General features: G+C 66.9%; 13 protein-coding genes. 6 read left to right on the top strand and 7 right to left on the bottom strand.

Going from position 1 to position 16,158, the window contains the following annotated elements:
• Positions 1–281: 281 nt before the first annotated feature.
• Positions 282–2,840, top strand: coding sequence for an ATP-binding protein (locus tag ACFSQR_RS15320; RefSeq protein WP_377730818.1), 2,559 nt, complete (start codon positions 282–284; stop codon positions 2,838–2,840).
• Between the two features lie 25 nt (positions 2,841–2,865).
• On the opposite strand, the gene ACFSQR_RS15315 is transcribed toward ACFSQR_RS15320, so the two are convergent.
• Positions 2,866–6,366: an indolepyruvate ferredoxin oxidoreductase family protein gene (locus tag ACFSQR_RS15315; protein ID WP_377730817.1), complete on the bottom strand. Its 3,501-nt coding sequence runs from the start codon at positions 6,364–6,366 to the stop codon at positions 2,866–2,868.
• Between the two features lie 115 nt (positions 6,367–6,481).
• On the opposite strand from ACFSQR_RS15315, the gene ACFSQR_RS15310 reads away from it, so the two are divergent.
• Entirely contained in the window at positions 6,482–6,949 is a 468-nt protein-coding gene (locus ACFSQR_RS15310) for an Lrp/AsnC family transcriptional regulator (protein WP_377730815.1), read from the top strand.
• Here ACFSQR_RS15310 and ACFSQR_RS15305 read toward each other — a convergent pair.
• Positions 6,946–7,620, bottom strand: coding sequence for a GntR family transcriptional regulator (locus tag ACFSQR_RS15305; protein WP_377730813.1), 675 nt, complete (start codon positions 7,618–7,620; stop codon positions 6,946–6,948). The genes ACFSQR_RS15310 and ACFSQR_RS15305 overlap by 4 nt on opposite strands.
• A 385-nt stretch (positions 7,621–8,005) precedes the next feature.
• Between ACFSQR_RS15305 and ACFSQR_RS15300 the strand changes: the two genes are divergently transcribed.
• Positions 8,006–8,527, top strand: a complete 522-nt coding sequence (locus ACFSQR_RS15300) for an FxDxF family PEP-CTERM protein (RefSeq protein WP_377730812.1) — start codon at positions 8,006–8,008, stop codon at positions 8,525–8,527.
• Between the two features lie 117 nt (positions 8,528–8,644).
• Here the strand turns inward: ACFSQR_RS15300 and ACFSQR_RS15295 are convergent, their stop codons facing one another.
• A complete protein-coding gene (locus tag ACFSQR_RS15295) occupies positions 8,645–10,033 on the bottom strand; it encodes an ATP-binding protein (RefSeq protein WP_377730811.1) in 1,389 nt (462 codons plus the stop codon).
• Between the two features lie 200 nt (positions 10,034–10,233).
• Between ACFSQR_RS15295 and ACFSQR_RS15290 the strand changes: the two genes are divergently transcribed.
• Positions 10,234–10,740: an acyl-CoA thioesterase gene (locus ACFSQR_RS15290; RefSeq protein ID WP_377730810.1), complete on the top strand. Its 507-nt coding sequence runs from the start codon at positions 10,234–10,236 to the stop codon at positions 10,738–10,740.
• A gap of 78 nt (positions 10,741–10,818) precedes the next feature.
• Complete coding sequence (locus ACFSQR_RS15285) at positions 10,819–11,556, top strand: Mut7-C RNAse domain-containing protein (RefSeq protein WP_377730809.1); 738 nt, start codon at positions 10,819–10,821, stop codon at positions 11,554–11,556.
• Here ACFSQR_RS15285 and ACFSQR_RS15280 read toward each other — a convergent pair.
• Positions 11,553–12,254 (bottom strand): MBL fold metallo-hydrolase, encoded by a 702-nt coding sequence (locus ACFSQR_RS15280; RefSeq protein WP_377730808.1) that lies wholly within the window; start codon positions 12,252–12,254, stop codon positions 11,553–11,555. The two genes, ACFSQR_RS15285 and ACFSQR_RS15280, sit on opposite strands and share 4 nt — an antisense overlap.
• Positions 12,255–12,557: 303 nt before the next feature.
• On the opposite strand from ACFSQR_RS15280, the gene ACFSQR_RS15275 reads away from it, so the two are divergent.
• The gene (locus ACFSQR_RS15275) at positions 12,558–12,971 is read left to right on the top strand and encodes a hypothetical protein (RefSeq protein WP_377730807.1); all 414 of its coding nucleotides are present in this window, start codon (positions 12,558–12,560) and stop codon (positions 12,969–12,971) included.
• Between the two features lie 114 nt (positions 12,972–13,085).
• On the opposite strand, the gene fdx is transcribed toward ACFSQR_RS15275, so the two are convergent.
• From fdx to ACFSQR_RS15260, 3 genes are read right to left on the bottom strand one after another with little or no spacing between them, the layout of a single operon-like run.
• Positions 13,086–13,418 carry an ISC system 2Fe-2S type ferredoxin gene (gene fdx, locus ACFSQR_RS15270; protein ID WP_377730806.1) on the bottom strand — a complete coding sequence of 111 codons (333 nt, stop codon included), beginning with the start codon at positions 13,416–13,418 and terminating at the stop codon, positions 13,086–13,088.
• Positions 13,415–13,615, bottom strand: coding sequence for a heavy-metal-associated domain-containing protein (locus tag ACFSQR_RS15265; protein ID WP_377730805.1), 201 nt, complete (start codon positions 13,613–13,615; stop codon positions 13,415–13,417). Before ACFSQR_RS15265 ends, fdx begins: the two co-directional genes overlap by 4 nt.
• 19 nt (positions 13,616–13,634) lie before the next feature.
• A complete protein-coding gene (locus ACFSQR_RS15260; RefSeq protein ID WP_377730804.1) occupies positions 13,635–16,052 on the bottom strand; it encodes a heavy metal translocating P-type ATPase in 2,418 nt (805 codons plus the stop codon).
• Positions 16,053–16,158: the final 106 nt, after the last annotated feature.

Genomic DNA, 16,158 nt, shown 5'->3' with positions numbered 1-16,158 from the left:
GGGTCAGGCCTGCCCGCAGGGGAGTGCCTGACCCCGGCGAGTTCCCGTGGCGCCTGACCCCGGGCGCGTTAAACGCTACTTCCACCCAATTCAACACGTTAAGGCATGGATTCCGATACCGGATCAGACCGCATTCGCGCCTTTTTCTTGCGCTGGCTCAAACCCGGGGTCAGGCCTCGTATTCCTCTGGGTGCCTGACCCCGGGGGTGGGGGCAGTGAGCTGCCCCCCTGTGGTTTCTGTGACCTGACCCCTGTGGTTTTTATGCTAGCCTCGGTCAAGAATGAGAAAAACGAGTGATCCTTCCGCGTCGTCTCCGCCGGTGCGCTTGCTGCTGACGCGGCTCGTGCTGGCCTGCCTCGTCCCAGGGGTCGTGGCGGCAACGTTGTTTTTTGCGTACCAGTACCGCGAGAGCCGGCTGCAGCAGGAGCGCATCACGGTGCAGACCGCGCACGCGCTGGTGCAGGTGGTGGACAATCATTTGTTCAGGGCGCAGGCGGTGGCGCAGACGCTGGCCCGCTCGGTCGCCCTCGCGGAGCTCGATTTCGCGCGCTTTCGCCTGGAGGCCCGCGCGGCTGTGGAGACGCTCGGTGGGAATACCAACGTGGTGGTGCGCGACCGCGACGGCAACCATGTGTTTAACGCGCTGGCGGCGCCCGGCGCCACTCTGCCCCGGGCCGACAATCCGCAACACGTGCGGCCGGTGATCGAATCGGGCACGCCGCTCATTTCGAATGTGTTTACGGCGGCGATGCTCAAGCGCCCGACCGCCGCGGTCAATGTGCCGGTGTTCATCGACGGCCACCCGCGCTACGCGCTGGCGGTGAGCATCATGCCGGAGTACTTCACCCAGATGCTGCTGGACCAGCCCCTGCCGCCCGGCTGGATCGTGGCGATCCTCGACAGCGCCGGCGTGGTGGCAGGCCGCAGCCAGTCGCCGGCGCGCTTCGTCGGCAAGGCGGCATCGCCCAGCCTGGTGGCCACGCTCCGGACGCACGATGACGGGGTGCTCGAAACGACGACGCTGGAGGGCGTGAAGGTGCTGACGGTGTTCAAGCGCTCGCCGCAGACCCGCTGGGTGGTGGCGATCGGGATCCCGAAGGACCAGATGGGGGTGAGCAGCGCTGTCCCTGTCGCACGGCTGGCGGTCGGGGTGTCGCTGCTGTTCGCCATCGGCCTGGCGCTGGCCTGGTATATGGGCGGGCGCATCGCGCGCTCGGTGCAGGCGCTGATCGCGCCGGCCGCGGCGCTCGGCCGCGGGACGCCGGCCCCGGCCCCGGACGTGCATTTCCGCGAAGCCGAGGAGGTCGCGCACGCGATCGGGCAGGCCGCGCGCGTGCTGGAACAGCACGAGGCGATGATCAAGGCGCGCGACGAGGAGCTGGACCAGGCGCACCGGCTGGCCAAATTCGGCAACTGGCTGCTCGACCCGAGGACCGGGGAAGTGGCCACAACCGGCTCGTTCACGGAGATCTACGGCCGCGACGTCCCGCCGTTCTCTCAGCAGCGCGGGGTGATCCTGGCCGAGGAGTCGTGGGACCGGGTGGACGCGGCAACCAAGGAGATCATCTCGTCCGGCGGGTCGTATGACCTGGAACTCGAAGGGATCCATGCGAGCGGACGGCGCATCTGGGTGAACGCGAAATCGGAGGCGGTGCTGGACCAGGAGGGCCGCACGATCGCGGTACGCGGCACGGTGCAGGACATCACGGAGCGCAAGCAGCATGAGGAGGCGCTGCGCCTGGCCGACCAGCGCAAGGATGAATTCCTGGCGATGCTTGCGCATGAGCTGCGCAATCCCCTGGCCCCCATCGCGGCTGCGGCGGACCTGCTGCGCATCACCCAGGAGTCGAACGGAACAGTCAGGAATGCGAGCGCGATCATCGCGCGCCAGGTCAAGCACATGTCGGCGCTGATCGATGACCTGCTCGATGTCTCGCGCGTGACGCGCGGCCTGGTGACACTGGACATGCAGCCGGTCGACATGCGCGCGGTGGTGGCCGATGCGATCGAGCAGGTGCTGCCGCTGGCCGCGGCGCGCAAGCATGCGCTGGCGCGGCCGGCGCCGGGCGGCCCGGCGCTGGTGATGGGCGACCACAAGCGGCTGGTGCAGGTACTGACCAACCTGCTCAATAATGCGATCAAGTTCACTCCCCCCGGCGGCAGGATCGAGGTCGGGGTCGAGGTTTCGGGCGGCGAGGCCTGCGTGGCGGTGTCGGACAACGGCATCGGCATGCCGCCGGACCTGGTGGAGGGTGCGTTCGAGCTGTTCGCGCAGGGTGAGCGCAGTCCGGACCGCTCGCAGGGCGGTCTCGGCATCGGGCTGGCGCTGGTCAGGAGCCTGGTCGAGCTGCATGGCGGCCATGTGACGGCGCACAGTCGGGGACCGGGCCACGGCAGCCGGTTCACGGTGTGCCTGCCGCACGCGCAGGGCCAGCGCATGCAGCCCGGCGAAACGCACGCCAGCGCGCCCGTCTGCACGCCGGCCAGGGTGCTGATCGTGGACGACAATGCCGACGCGGCGCATACGCTCGCAATGCTGGTCCGGGCGCTCGGCCATGAAACCGAAGTCGCACTCAGTTCGGCCGCGGCGCTGGAGATGGCGCCGGCCTTCGCGCCACAGGCATGCCTGCTCGATATCGGCCTGCCCGACATCGATGGCTACGAGCTGGCGCGGCGGCTGCGCGCGCAGCCGGTGACGGCGCACGCCTGGCTGGTGGCGGTCACCGGCTACGGGCAGGAACAGGACCGGGCCGACGCCCTCGCAGCAGGCTTCGACGCACACTTCGTGAAGCCGGTCGATACCGGGCGCCTGGCGCAAGTGCTGGCGCGCGAACGCTGAGCGCCGCCGCCCGCCTCTCCTCCTGTTACGCGGCCTGGCGCTGCGCCAGCTGCGCGCGCAGGCGGGTCTGCTCCGCCAGCGCCTTGTCGAGGTTGCGCAGCTTGACGTGGCCGAAGCCGCGCACCTGCTCCGGCAGCGCGGCCAGGGCGGCGTACTGCGGCTTGTCCTGCGCCGTCAGGCCGGATGCGATGTCGCGGGCAAGTTCGATGTAGCTGTCGCGCCAGGCGCGCTCGCGGCGTCGCTCGGCGGTGTAGCCGAACACGTCGAGCGCGGTGCCGCGCAGCGATTTGAGCGGGGCCAGCATGCGGAATACCGGCAGCATCCACGCGCCAAAGGTCATCTTGGCCGGCACGTCGCTGCCAGGCTTGGCGCGCGCGAGCAGCGGCGGCGCCAGGTGGTACTGGAGCTTCCAGTCGCCGCCGAACTGCGCGTCGAGCTGGGCGCGGAAGGCCGGGTCGGCATGCAGGCGGGCGACTTCGTACTCGTCCTTGTACGCCATGACCTTGTACAGGTTGCGTGCGACGGTCTTGGCCAGCGGCGTCTTCGACTGCGCGCCATCCACTTCGAGTTCCCTTGCCTGCACCGCGCGCACCAGTTCGACGTAGCGGGCGGCATAGCGCTTGTCCTGGTACTGCTCGAGCAGGGCGCTGCGCGATGCGACGATCTCGTCGAGCGAGGACGGCGCGGTGAACTGGATGACCTTGGCGCGCGGCGCTGCCAGCGCGTCCAGCGCCTGCATGTCGGCAGCGGCCAGGCGGCCCAGCGTGAATGCCTTCTTGTTCATGTCGATGGCGACGTTGTTCAATTCGATCGCGCGCATCAGGCCGGCCAGCGACACCGGCACCATGCCCTTCTGCCAGGCGTAGCCCAGCATCAGGATGTTGGCGGCGATCGGGTCGCCCAGCAGGCGCGCCGAGACGTCCTGCGCGTCCAGCGCGAACACCTTGTCGTCGCCGACCACCGCGCGCAGCTGCGCGAACAGTGCGCCCATGTTGTTGGTGGCGTCCGGATCCTGGGTAAAGGTGGCGGTCGGGATCTCGCGCTCGTTGGCGACGACCACGGTGTGCGCCTTGCGCATCACGGCCAGCGCGTCGGGCATCGAAGCGACCACCATGTCGCACGCGAGCACGGCGTCGGCCTGCTGCAGGTCGATGCGCACCTGGTTCAGCGCCGAAGGCGAGGAGGCGATGCGCACATGCGACATGACTGCCCCGCCCTTCTGCGCGAAGCCCATGAAGTCGAGCGTGGACGCGCCCTTGCCTTCCAGGTGTGCGGCCATGGTGACCAGCGCGCCGATGGTGACGACACCGGTGCCGCCCACGCCTGCGACCAGCATTTCAAACGGCTTGTCGAAGCCGTACGGCTGCGGCAGCGGGTGGCGTTCGAGCGCCGCCTCGATCCGCGCGCGGTCCAGCTGCGCCGCTTCCGGCTTGCGCAGTTCTCCGCCCAGCACGGACACGAAACTCGGACAGAAGCCTTCGACGCAGGAGTAGTCCTTGTTGCAGGACGACTGCTCGATCTGGCGCTTGCGCCCCAGTTCGGTCTCCAGCGGCAGGATCGACAGGCAGTTAGACTGCACGCCGCAGTCACCGCAGCCTTCGCACACGGCCGGGTTGATCACCAGGCGGCGCGCCGGGTCCGGGTATTCCTTCTTCTTGCGGCGGCGGCGCTTTTCGGCGGCGCAGGTCTGGTCGTACACCAGCACGGTGACGCCCTCGGTGTCGCGCAGCTGGCGCTGGACCACGTCCAGTTCGCTGCGGTGGTGCACCGTGACGCCGGCGGGCAGCTGCACGGCTTCGTAGTTCTCGGGGTAGTCGGTGACCACCACCACCTTCACGGCGCCTTCCGTCAGCACCTGCTGCACGATCTGCGGCACGGACAGCTTGCCGTCCACCGGCTGGCCGCCGGTCATGGCGACCGCGTCGTTGTACAGGATCTTGTAGGTGATGTTGGCGCGTGCGGCGATCGCCTGGCGCACGGCCAGGAAGCCGGAATGGAAGTAGGTGCCGTCGCCCAGGTTCTGGAACACGTGCTTCTTGCCGACGAAGCGCGAGGCCGCGACCCAGGTCACGCCTTCGCCGCCCATCTGGGTCAGCTGCACGGTGTCGCGCTTCATCCAGGTCGCCATGAAGTGGCAGCCGATGCCGGCGATCGCGGTGGAGCCTTCCGGCACGCGGGTCGAGGTGTTGTGCGGGCAGCCGGAACAGAAATACGGGGTGCGCACGGCACTGGCCGGGGTGCCGTCGAAGTCGGCCTTGCAGAACGCGGGCAGGTATTGGCCCAGCGCCAGCTCGGGGAAGCGCGCGCCGAGCACGCGGATCAGGGCCGGCGCGATGCGCGAGGGGCGCAGTTCGCCGATGGCGGCCAGCAGCGGCTGGCCCTGGGCGTCGCTCTTGCCCACGACCTGCGGGCGCACGCTGCGGTTGTAGAAGTGGCTCTTGAGCTGGTGCTCGATGACCGGGTCCTTCTCCTCGACCACGAGGATCTCTTCCAGGCCTTCGGCGAACGCGTCCAGGCGCGTGCGCTCCAGCGGCCAGGTCAGGCCCGGCTTGTAGATGCGCACGCCGAGCTGCTCGAGGCGGTCAACGCCCAGGCCCATGCGTTCCAGTGCTTCCATCATGTCCAGGTGCGCCTTGCCGGCGCTGACGATGCCGACCCTGGCCTGCGGCGCGCGCACCACCAGGCGGTCGATCGAGTTGGCGCGGGCGAACGCCTGCACGGCATGGAGCTTCTCGGCCACGCGCTGTTCGATCTTCAGGCTCGGCAGGTCGGGCCAGCGGTAGTGCAGCCCTTCCGGCGGGTAGGCGTAGTCGGCCGGGATGGCAAAGTGCGGCATGGCCGGCAGGTCGACCACGGCGCCGCCTTCGACCGTTTCGGAAATTGCCTTGAAACCGACCCAGTTGCCCGAGAAACGAGACAGGGCCCAGCCGTACAGGCCGAATTCGAGGTATTCCTGGATGTTGGCCGGGTTAATGACCGGCATGCTCCAGGCGATAAGCGCCTGCTCGCTCTGGTGCGGCATCGACGAGGAAACGCAGCCATGGTCGTCGCCCAGCACCACCAGCACGCCGCCATGCGGCGAAGAACCGTAGGCGTTGCCGTGCTTGAGCGCGTCGCCGGAACGGTCCACGCCCGGACCCTTGCCATACCACATGGCGAACACGCCATCGACCTTGCGGGTGGGGTCGGTTTCCACCTGCTGCGTGCCGAGCACGGCGGTAGCGCCAAGGTCTTCGTTGATCGCGGGGAGGAATTCGATGGCGTTTTCACCGAGGATCGTGCGCGCGCGCCACATTTCCTGGTCGACCGCGCCCAGCGGGGAGCCCCGGTAGCCGCTGACGAAGCCGGCGCTGTTGATGCCATTGGCCGCGTCGAGCCGCTTTTGCATGACCATCAGGCGCACAAGCGCCTGGGTGCCGGTCAGGAACACGCGGCCCTGCTCGCGCCGCAGGTTGTCGTCAAGACGGTAGTCCGGGTCGGCGAGTTCGGCGGAAGGCGGGTCGATGCGGTCGGTAAACGAATTCATAGGACAGGCTCTGGTCAGGATAACGGAATGATAGTTCTTCCGGAGCAGAATATTTATCCTGTTTTACTGCTGTTATGTCAAAATTCGGAGAATTGTTCTCGAATCGAGCCACTATATGAAAACCCATTCTCTTGACACCGCATCGGTCCGCATTCTCGAAGAACTGCAGCGCAACAGCGAACTGTCGACCGCCGAGCTAGCCGAACGCGTCGGACTGTCGCAAACGCCTTGCTGGCGCCGCCAGAAGGAACTGGAGGAGAACGGTTATATCAAGCGCTATGCGGCCATCGTCGACCGGCGCAAGGTCGGCCTGATGGTGTGCTGCCACGCGCATGTGACGCTGAACCGGCATGCGGCCGGGGTTGTGGAAGAGTTCGAAAAGGCGATCCAGCTGCGCGACGAGGTAGTGGAGTGCTACGAAACCACCGGCAACTCCGACTACCTGATCAAGGTGGTGGTGCCGGACATGGAGGCCTACCAGGCCTTCCTGCACAATGTCCTGTTCAAGCTCGAAGGCGTCGGCAACATCAACACGGCGGTCGCCTTGCGCGAGGTGAAGTATTCGACCGCCCTGCCGCTCTAGCGCGCGGTGACGTACTCGGGCTTGAGCGCCAGCGCGACGTTCAGTCCGGGCACGAGGTGGCGCAGGTGGGTGCGCATGGCCTGGGCAGCGCGCCCCGGGTGGCGCGTTTCGACGGCGCGCAGGATGTCGCCGTGTTCGAGCAAGGCCGCCGTCATGCGCCCGGGAGCCGGACTGACCAGCATGCGGTAGCGGTCCAGGTGCGTCTTGGGCTGGCGCACCAGCGACCACACCCCGGGCATACCGGCTGCGGCGGCAAGCGCGGCGTGGAATTCGTCGCCCAGCTGGCGGAACGCGGCCACGTCCCCTTCCCGCGCAGCGTCAGACTGGCGTGCAAGCACGGCGCGCAAGCCGGCCAGCGCGTCGATACCGGCACGCTCGGCCGCCTTCTCGACCACCATGAGTTCCAGCGCTCCCCGCACCAGCAGCGCTTCCTCCAGCGCGGCCGGGGCAATGCGGGTGACAAAGGTGCCGGCGCGGGGCCGGACTTCGATTAATTGCTCAGTTGCCAGCCTAAGCACGGCGTCGTGCACGGGCGTGCGGCTCATGCCCAGCTCGGCTGCGATGTCGTGCTCGGAGATGCGGCTGCCCGGTTTCAGGCCAGCGGCAACGATGCGCTCGCGCAGAAACTGATAGGCGCGGCTGCTTGCATCGGAAATGTTTTCGGCTTTCATCGCGGCTCCCTGATCAGTCAAAGCTGTAATATATCACGCACGGCCAACTGATATATCAGCGTTACTCATCCATATCATACGTTGCGTATCAGAAGGTAATACTTCCGGTAGCTTTCCAGCCGGAAAATATCATCGTGCGCTACCGCACTTATTACAAAAAATACTGTTGTAGACGTGCGCACAATTGGCAAAGTTGCAAACATTTTGAAATTCACAATGCTAAGCTAGGTTCATCTTGATGAGCACGTCAGTAGTCTGCGGTGGATGGCTGGCGGGATCGACGCACACCCCGAATAACCGTGCGGGAATCCCAAGCTCACAAGTAGACGGCCCCGGCTATCCGGAGGCCGACGCGGCTTAATTAACCTGTCACTTGGAGATCAACATGAAACTGAAGACCTTTGCCGCTGCTGCGGTCTTGGCCCTGGGGGCTTCCGGCTCCGCGTTTGCTGCAGACATCGTGCATGATGCTGGCATGATTCCGGTTGCTCCGGACACGTTCTACCACCTGTTCGATCACGACACGATCGGCACCTTTACCGACACGATCAACTTCTCGATCACGGCAGGCGACCTGGCATCGGCCGCGAACCCGCTGAACGTGATGCTGAGCGGCCAGAACGTCAGCAACATCGACAACCTGCAGTACACCCTGTGGTCCGGCTCGACCAGCCTGTTCACCTATGACGGCAACAACACCACCAATTTCTCGATGGATCTTCCAGCGGGCGATTACGTCATCAAGGTGACCGGTAACGCAAACGGCTCGCATGGCGGCACCTACGGCTTCGCAATGCAACTGGCCCCAATCCCTGAGCCAGAAACCTATGCGATGCTGCTGGCCGGTCTCGGCCTGGTAGGCTTTGCGGCTCGCCGCCGCTCCGAGAACGAAAAGTTCTCCGCTTGATCGATCCGTGCCCGTCCGCCTGAGCGGACCTGCCACGAGAAAGCCCTGCAAAGCCAGGGCTTTAATATGATGGGCGCATCCTGGAACAGGAGCGCCCTTTGTTTTTTCTCCCGCCGCCTAGACGGCGGCAACGGCGTGGTCCACTTGCGGCAGCTCGACGGAGACGGCGGTAAATTCCCCTTCGCGAGATTCGCAGCCGATCCGGCCGCCAAAGGCCGCGACGACCCGCCTGCAAAACGCCAGTCCCATCCCCGTGCCGCCCGACCGTGTCGTATAGAACGGATCGAAGACGTGCGGCAGCACATGGGCCGGGATGCCCGGTCCGGTATCGGTGACCACCAGGCGGCAGTGCGCACCTGCGCGGTAGTACGCAATCTCGATCGCGCCACCAGACTCCTGCACGGCCGCCAGCGCATTCTTGAGCAGGTTGTACAGCACCAGTACCAGTAAAGCGGCGGAACCCCGGAAGACGAAGTCCTCCTGCCGCCCCAGCCTGACCCGCTCGCGCATGCCCGGCTCGAACGGATAGCAGGCAAGCGCCTCGTCCACGCATTCACGTACCGCATGCAGCGCAAACGAGCCGCTGTCCATCCGCCCTTCCCGGGCATTGGCCAGGACGATGTCGGCAATAAAGTTGGTACGCTGCACCTCCGCTTCGATCGAGTGGCCCAGCCCGCGCAAGTAGGCGATCCGGGCTTCGTCCGCCTGCCGGTCGCGCCCCCCGGCGGCCAGCGCGGCTTCATAGCCGTCGATCAGCTCAGGCAGGCGCTGCGACAGGAAGCGCGCCTGGCTGCGGATCGTCGCAAGCGGCGTGCGCATCTCGTGCACCACGGTCGCCGCCAGCATCATGGGATTGGCCAGCAGGTAGTGGCGCGCGATCGCCTGCGCCATGATGCCGAGGCTGAGCGCGATGAACAGCACGCCAGGCGGATAGAAACCCGCGCCGTAATTGCACAGGTAGTCGATCGCAGCGATGAAATAAATGAGCATGCTGGCGAAGCAATAGCGCAGCCGCAGCCGCTCGACCGACATCGCGCGCTGCATGTTACGGTACAGCAGGACCAGCGCGCGCAGCATCACGGCCACGGTCTGCACGATGTGCAGCACCAGCAGCGGGCCGGCGCGCGGGTAAAAGCCGTACCTGTACTCCCACGTGCCTGCCACGACGAGGTCGGTTCCTACCAGCAGCGCGGCCAGCGCGCCCGCAGCGGCACACGATGCGAGTACGGCCGGAATCTCGCGCCGCTCCATCGTCAGTTCGACCACAAAGTAGTACAGCGACGTCGGCAGGAACAGGATCAGGAAATAACCGATCCGCGCCACCACGTCCGCCGCCGCCGCGTCCTCCAGCTGGAACAGGATCGACCACGCGAACTGCCAGCAGAACGTGGTGGCGCACAAGGCGAAGAAGGCACCGCTCACCCGGTTCAGGCCGCGAGAGACCAGCACATAGGCGCCGAACCCGAGGAACAGCAGTGAAACCAGTCCGGGCAGCAATGTGTTCATCGGGGCGAGCCGGGTTGAAGTTATGCCGGATGGTAACAACCGGTATTGCTCCAGTCCATCCTGGCACCAGTGGAATATAGGCAATGTTTGCGCCAGATCATATTTGGATCGGCAAGAAGTTCTATTGATGGGGGGCCACGGTTGCTACCGGGGCAGAACGCCGCAACAGGCGCGCCACTTTCAAGACTAAGGAGCTCGACATGCAAGTCCATACCAATACCGTAACCGCCCTGCCCCTTGCCAACGCCCAGATCCTGCCCGCTCCGCTCACGCTGCGCGAAGTGCCGCGCACAGGCGAGACCTTCCGCCATGCACTGACCATCTACCTGAAAGATTCGAACGCCTATGGCAATACGTATTTCGCCCGCTACTTCGAGTGGCAGGGCATCTGCCGCGAGCGCTGGTTCTACGAATGCGTAGCGGCCGACATGCTGCAGGCAGAAGGCGTGTTCATCACCAAGCACGCCGAGCAGGACTATGTGCACGAGACCTTCCCGTTCCAGGAAGTGACGTGCGAGATGAACACCTACGACGTCAAGCGCTGCTCGTTCTGGCTGGAGTTCCGCTTCTACGCGGGCGGCAAGCTGGTGTCGAGGGGCCGCCAGCAGATCGTGTTCGCCAACCACGCCAAGCAGATCACCGCCCTGCCGGCGCGCGTGCTGGAGAAGATCCGCCGCTTCCAGCGCACCGCGCAGCTGACCCAGTAAGCCGTTCCAAGCGGGCGACCTGCAGGCACCGGATGGCCTAGCCTAGCAGGACGCCCGCCCGGGCGGCTGGAGCATCCATTGAGGCCATCCGTCACCGCCACCTTCCGTTTCTACGCGGAGCTGAACGAGTTCGTCGAGCGCAGCCGGCGCGGGGCGGACTGCACCCTGCGTTGCGCCCAGGGTGCGACCGCCAAGCATATGGTGGAAGCGCTGGGCGTGCCTCATACCGAAGTGGCGCTGCTGCTGGTGAACGGCCAGCCCGCGCCGCTCGGCCATCTCCTGGCCGAGGGCGATCGCGTCACCGCGTATCCCGCCTTCACGCGGCTCGGCGTTGCGCCACCTGACCCTGCGCCGCTGCGCTTTGTCGCGGACGCTCATCTGGGCGGGCTCGCGCGCACGCTGCGCATGGCCGGCTTCGATACCCTGTACGACAACGGCTACGACGACGCGACCATCGAGCGCATCGGATCGGACCAGCAGCGCACGGTCCTGACGCGCGACCGTGAGCTGCTCAAGCGCCGCGGCATCGCGCACGGCTGCTATGTCCACGCGCTCGCGCCGGGGGAGCAGTTCCGCGAAATCGCCGCCCGCCTGCGCCTGGCGCCGCACAGCAGGCCCTTCAGCCTGTGCCTGCACTGCAACCAGCCATTGCGTGACGTGGCCCTCGAGGACGTGATCGAGCGCCTGCCGCCATCGGTGCGCGAGACGCAGCGCGAGCTGCGCACGTGCGACCGCTGCGGCCGCGTCTATTGGAAAGGGTCGCACTGGAAGCGCATGTCAGGCCTGCTTGCCAGCGCACTGCCGCAGCCGGATTAAACGCTGTGCGGCAGGCCGAGGTTGCGGTTGGCCGGCACGGCGATGTCGATCATGCGCGGCGGAGGCAGCTTGAGGTTGGCCATCAGCTCGACGAAGTCCGCGCGGCTGCGATTGGCCAGCCGCGCATTGTGCTGCCGCTCCCAGCCGATCGTCGAGACGCTCTGGCCCTTGTAGTCGTGCGCCGGCCAGACCAGCGTGTCGTCGGGCAGCTTGAACAGGATGTTGGTCACGCTGTCGTACAGCGCCTCCGAGCTGCCGCTCTGGAAGTCGGTGCGCCCGCAACCGTTGATCAGCAGCGTATCGCCCGTAAACACATTCCCGCGCCACAGGTAGCACATGCTGCCGGCGGTATGCCCGGGCGTATGGACGACGCGGATCTCCTCGGCCGCACCGAACCGGATCACGTCCCCGTCCACCAGTTGCAGCTCCGCCGGCGGGATCCCGCAACCGCTCGGGACCGCGGCCAGCGCCCCGGTGTGCTGGCGCAGGCGGCCGGCCGAGGTGACATGGTCCGCATGCGCGTGCGTCTCCAGCACGTACGCGAGCGTCAGGCCCAGGCGCTCCAGGTGATCCACATCGCGCTGGAAGTTGTGGTCGACCGGATCGATGATCACCGCCTGCTTTTCGCCAGGCGCGCACAGGATATAGGTAAAAGTCGACGATTCGGCGTCGAACAGCTGGATCGGATGGAGGTTCATGGCGGGTCCCAGGGGTGTTGCGCGGGCGCGGGCAAGTTCGCTGCAGCCCCGATCCGAAGGCTACCAGTCCGGGGCAAATTGCGCCAGTAGTCCCGCCTTCCCCCATCCGCCCTGTGATAACATTCCTGGCATGAGTTTTGTTATGAAAACGCTGCTGTTGTCACCGCAATTCAATCCGGGCCACGCGCTGTCTCCGTTCGCACGCCCGCCGCGGCCATCCTGACCGCTCCATGCCGGCCCATGGCCGGACAAACGCTGCCTGTACTCGGCCTGACACTATCCACACCATCCCAAGGACCACATATGAAACTCGCATACCTGCACGCTTGCGTGCTCGCTCTCGCCGCATCCAACGCCTTTGCGCAGGCGGCCGACCCGGGCAATCCTGCGGCCCAGTCCGCGCCGGAACACGCGCACGTGGCGCAGCAAGCCGAGGCGGAAAGCGACCGCGCGGCCCGCCAGCACCAGGCCGCCCATGAGCAGGCGGCCGCGCAGCACAGGGCAGCGCATCATGCCGCGCATGCGCAGCACATCGCGACGCACCTCGCAGCGCGTGCGAACGAGCCTGGCGCCGCCGAACACGCGCAACACATTGCAGCGCATCTCGCGGCGCACGCCGAGCACAGTGGGGTCAAGCAGAGTGCGCACGAAAAGCACCTGGCCGCGCACGCCAGGGCCATGGCCGCGCACGACGCCGCGGCGAAGGCAAAGAAGTAAGGGCACGGCATATCGCCACGCCGCTCACGCGCCCACCGGCAACGCTGTCGATCGCACAGGCGCTGGGCGGTTGCAGGGGTGGGGGACGGTCCCCGGAGGGACGGTCCCCTTTCTTTACTCGCGGGCGAGGTTGACGGTGTAGCGCGGCAGCGCCACCACCAAGTCCTCGTCGCCTGGCGTGATCTGGCACGACAGCCGCGAATGCGGTGTCACGCCCCAGGCGCGGTCGAGCATATCCTCTTCCTTGTCGCTGGCTTCGGGCAGGGTGTCGAATCCATGCTGGACGATCACGTGGCACGTCGTGCATGCGCCGACCATGCCGCAGGCGTGCTCCAGGTCGACGTCATGGTCGAGCAGCTGCTGGCACAGGTTGGCGCTGTCGTCCGCCTCGAATTCGGCGCCATTGGGCGCCAGCTCGGGATGCGGCAGAACGGTGACCTTGCTCATGCGCGCGGGGAAGCCGGATAGCCCGCTTCGCTCACCGCCTGCGCCAGTTCCTGCACGGGCGCCGACGAGGTGACGCGCACCAGGCCCGACCCCACGTCCACTTCCACCTTCGCGGCAGGATCGACGTCGGCAATCGCTTTCGACACGCGGCCAGCGCAGTGGCCGCAGCTCATTCCTTCGACATTCAGTTCAACCATTTTGTGTTACTCCTTTCAGTTAATGTGAGTGTACGCCGGCTGGGCGCCAGCGGCGCAGCAACAGCGCATTCGTGACCACGCTGACGGAGCTGAACGCCATTGCGCCGCCAGCAATCATCGGGTTGAGCAGTCCGAACGCGGCAAGCGGAATGCCGACCACGTTGAACACGAACGCCCAGCCCAGGTTCTGCCAGATCTTGTGATAGGTGCGGCGCGATACCGATATCGCATCCGCCACCAGCGCGGGATCGCCGCGCATCAGGGTGATGCCGGCCGCGTGCATCGCAACGTCGGTGCCGGTCGCCATGGCGATGCCGATGTCGGCCGAGGCCAGCGCCGGCGCATCGTTGATGCCGTCGCCCACCATCGCGACCTTCCGCCCGCCTTCGCGCAGGCGCGCTACTTCCGACGCCTTGTCCGCGGGCAGGATGTTGGCGCGCACCTCGTCGATGCCGACGCTCGCCGCCAGCACCGCGGCGCTGCCTTCGTTGTCGCCGGTCAGCAGCACGGCGCCGATGCCCAGCTCCTGTAGCCGCTCCACCGCCCGTTTCGCCGTCGGCTTGGCCTGGTCGCCAAAGGCGAGCACGCCGGCCGCGCGGTGCGCGCCGTCCCGCTCGACTACAAGCCAGGACACGGTGCGCCCTTCCGACTCGAACCTGCGGGCCGCCGCATCCAGCGCGGACGTGTCGGCGCCGAGCTCGTCCACCATCCTGCGGTTGCCGAGGTGGACCAGCATGCCGTCCACGCTCGCCTTGACGCCGCGGCCCGGCAGCGCGCCCGCCTGCACTGCCGGGCGCAGCGCCAGCCCGGCGCCGGCGGCCGACCCGGCCACCGCCGTGGCGAGCGGATGGTCGCTGTACTGCTGCACCGCCCACGCCAGTTCCAGCACCTCGTCGCGGCTCATGCCTTCCGCTTCCAGTCCGGTCACCGCGGGCTTGCCCTCGGTGAGCGTGCCGGTCTTGTCGAAGGCGACCACGTCGATGGCATGCGCGATCTCCAGCGCCGCCGCATCCTTGATCAGGATCCCGTGCCGCGCAGCCACGCCGGTGCCGACCATGATCGCGGTCGGCGTGGCCAGCCCCAGCGCGCACGGACAGGCAATCACCTGCACCGCGACCGCATTCAGGATGGCCTGCTGCCAGTCCCCGGTCACCAGGCCCCATCCCAGCAGGGTCACGAGCGAAATGCCTAGTACGACCGGCACGAACACGGCGCTCACGCGGTCCACCTGGCGCTGGATCGGCGCCTTGGCCGCCTGCGCGTCCTCGACCATCCGGATGATGTGGGCGAGCATGGTGTCGGCGCCGACCGCGCTGGCCTGCATCACCAGCACTCCCTCCGCGTTGATCGCGCCGCCGGCCAGCGTATCGCCGGGTGCCCTGCTCACCGGCAGGCTTTCACCGGTCAGGAGCGACTGGTCGACGTGGCTGTGCCCTTCGGTGACCACGCCATCGACCGGCACGCGTTCGCCGGGACGGATCACGACCAGGTCGCCCGTGCGCACGTCGGCGATCGGCACCACGATATCCACGCCGCCGCGGCGCACGGTAGCCTGATCGGGGCGCAGCGACTCCAGCGCGCGGATCGCCTCCACCGTCTGGCGCTTGGCGCGTGCCTCCAGCCATTTGCCCAGCAGGACCAGCGTGATCACGACGGCCGACGATTCGAAATACAGGTGCTGCATCGCGTGGCCGCCGGCGAACATCAGGTACACGGACAGTCCATAGGCCGCGCTGGTGCCGATGGCGACCAGCAGGTCCATATTGCCCGTGCGCGCCCGCAGCGCCTTCCAGCCGGAGCGGTAGAAACGTGCGCCCAGCCAGAACTGGACCGGCGTGGCCAGCGCGAGCTGCAGCCATGGGTCCAGCTGCAGGTCGACGCCGAACAGGGCCAGGATCATCGGTGCGACCAGCGGCAGGGAAAGCAGCGCGGCGGCTGCAACCGGCCACCAGGACGGCAGCACACTGCGGCGGGCCGGTGCGCCAGCGGGCGCCGCCGAAGGCGCGGCCGCTTCGCGCGCCTCGTAGCCGGCTGCGCGCACGGCGGCGGCAAGCGCCTCCGGTGCCACATCGCCGGCGGTACGCACGCCGGCCTTTTCGGTGGCCAGGTTGACGGTCGCGCCGGTTACGCCAGGTACTTTCAGCAATGCCTTTTCGACCCGCGCCACGCACGAGGCGCAGGTCATCCCTTCCACGTCGAGCGTGACCGAGCCGGACGGCACCGCGTAGCCGGCCCGCTCCACGGCGCCGGCCAGCTGCTGCGCATCCACGCCGGGCGCTGCGGTGACCGAGGCTTTTTCCGTGGCCAGGTTGACCGACGCGGCGATCACGCCGGGTACGGCGGCGAGCGCCCGTTCCACCCGCGCAGCGCAGGACGCGCACGTCATTCCTTCGATCTTGAAATTGAATCCGGGCGGATTGCCGGTGGCTGTATTCATTGCGTCCTCCATGGTGATGTAGACACAATAAAGCTTCCCATAATGGGAAGGTCAAGCGTTTAATTGAACAGATTCCCTGGGGTATCGCGCGACGCTGAGAAGGACA

It is taken from the genome of Pseudoduganella sp. GCM10020061, from assembly GCF_042683405.1.
Taxonomy (GTDB): domain Bacteria; phylum Pseudomonadota; class Gammaproteobacteria; order Burkholderiales; family Burkholderiaceae_D; genus Telluria.
The sequence above is the reverse complement of the archived record's forward strand: the minus strand, read 5'-3'. Positions and strand labels throughout refer to the sequence as shown.

Excerpts from the sequence above, each read along its gene's own strand:
- ACFSQR_RS15320 (WP_377730818.1), top strand. The coding sequence starts at position 282 with ATGAGAAAAACGAGTGATCCTTCCGCGTCGTCTCCGCCGGTGCGCTTG.
- ACFSQR_RS15315 (WP_377730817.1), bottom strand. The coding sequence starts at position 6,366 with ATGAATTCGTTTACCGACCGCATCGACCCGCCTTCCGCCGAACTCGCC.
- ACFSQR_RS15310 (WP_377730815.1), top strand. The coding sequence starts at position 6,482 with ATGAAAACCCATTCTCTTGACACCGCATCGGTCCGCATTCTCGAAGAA.
- ACFSQR_RS15305 (WP_377730813.1), bottom strand. The coding sequence starts at position 7,620 with ATGAAAGCCGAAAACATTTCCGATGCAAGCAGCCGCGCCTATCAGTTT.
- ACFSQR_RS15300 (WP_377730812.1), top strand. The coding sequence starts at position 8,006 with ATGAAACTGAAGACCTTTGCCGCTGCTGCGGTCTTGGCCCTGGGGGCT.
- ACFSQR_RS15295 (WP_377730811.1), bottom strand. The coding sequence starts at position 10,033 with ATGAACACATTGCTGCCCGGACTGGTTTCACTGCTGTTCCTCGGGTTC.
- ACFSQR_RS15290 (WP_377730810.1), top strand. The coding sequence starts at position 10,234 with ATGCAAGTCCATACCAATACCGTAACCGCCCTGCCCCTTGCCAACGCC.
- ACFSQR_RS15280 (WP_377730808.1), bottom strand. The coding sequence starts at position 12,254 with ATGAACCTCCATCCGATCCAGCTGTTCGACGCCGAATCGTCGACTTTT.
- ACFSQR_RS15275 (WP_377730807.1), top strand. The coding sequence starts at position 12,558 with ATGAAACTCGCATACCTGCACGCTTGCGTGCTCGCTCTCGCCGCATCC.
- fdx (WP_377730806.1), bottom strand. The coding sequence starts at position 13,418 with ATGAGCAAGGTCACCGTTCTGCCGCATCCCGAGCTGGCGCCCAATGGC.
- ACFSQR_RS15265 (WP_377730805.1), bottom strand. The coding sequence starts at position 13,615 with ATGGTTGAACTGAATGTCGAAGGAATGAGCTGCGGCCACTGCGCTGGC.
- ACFSQR_RS15260 (WP_377730804.1), bottom strand. The coding sequence starts at position 16,052 with ATGAATACAGCCACCGGCAATCCGCCCGGATTCAATTTCAAGATCGAA.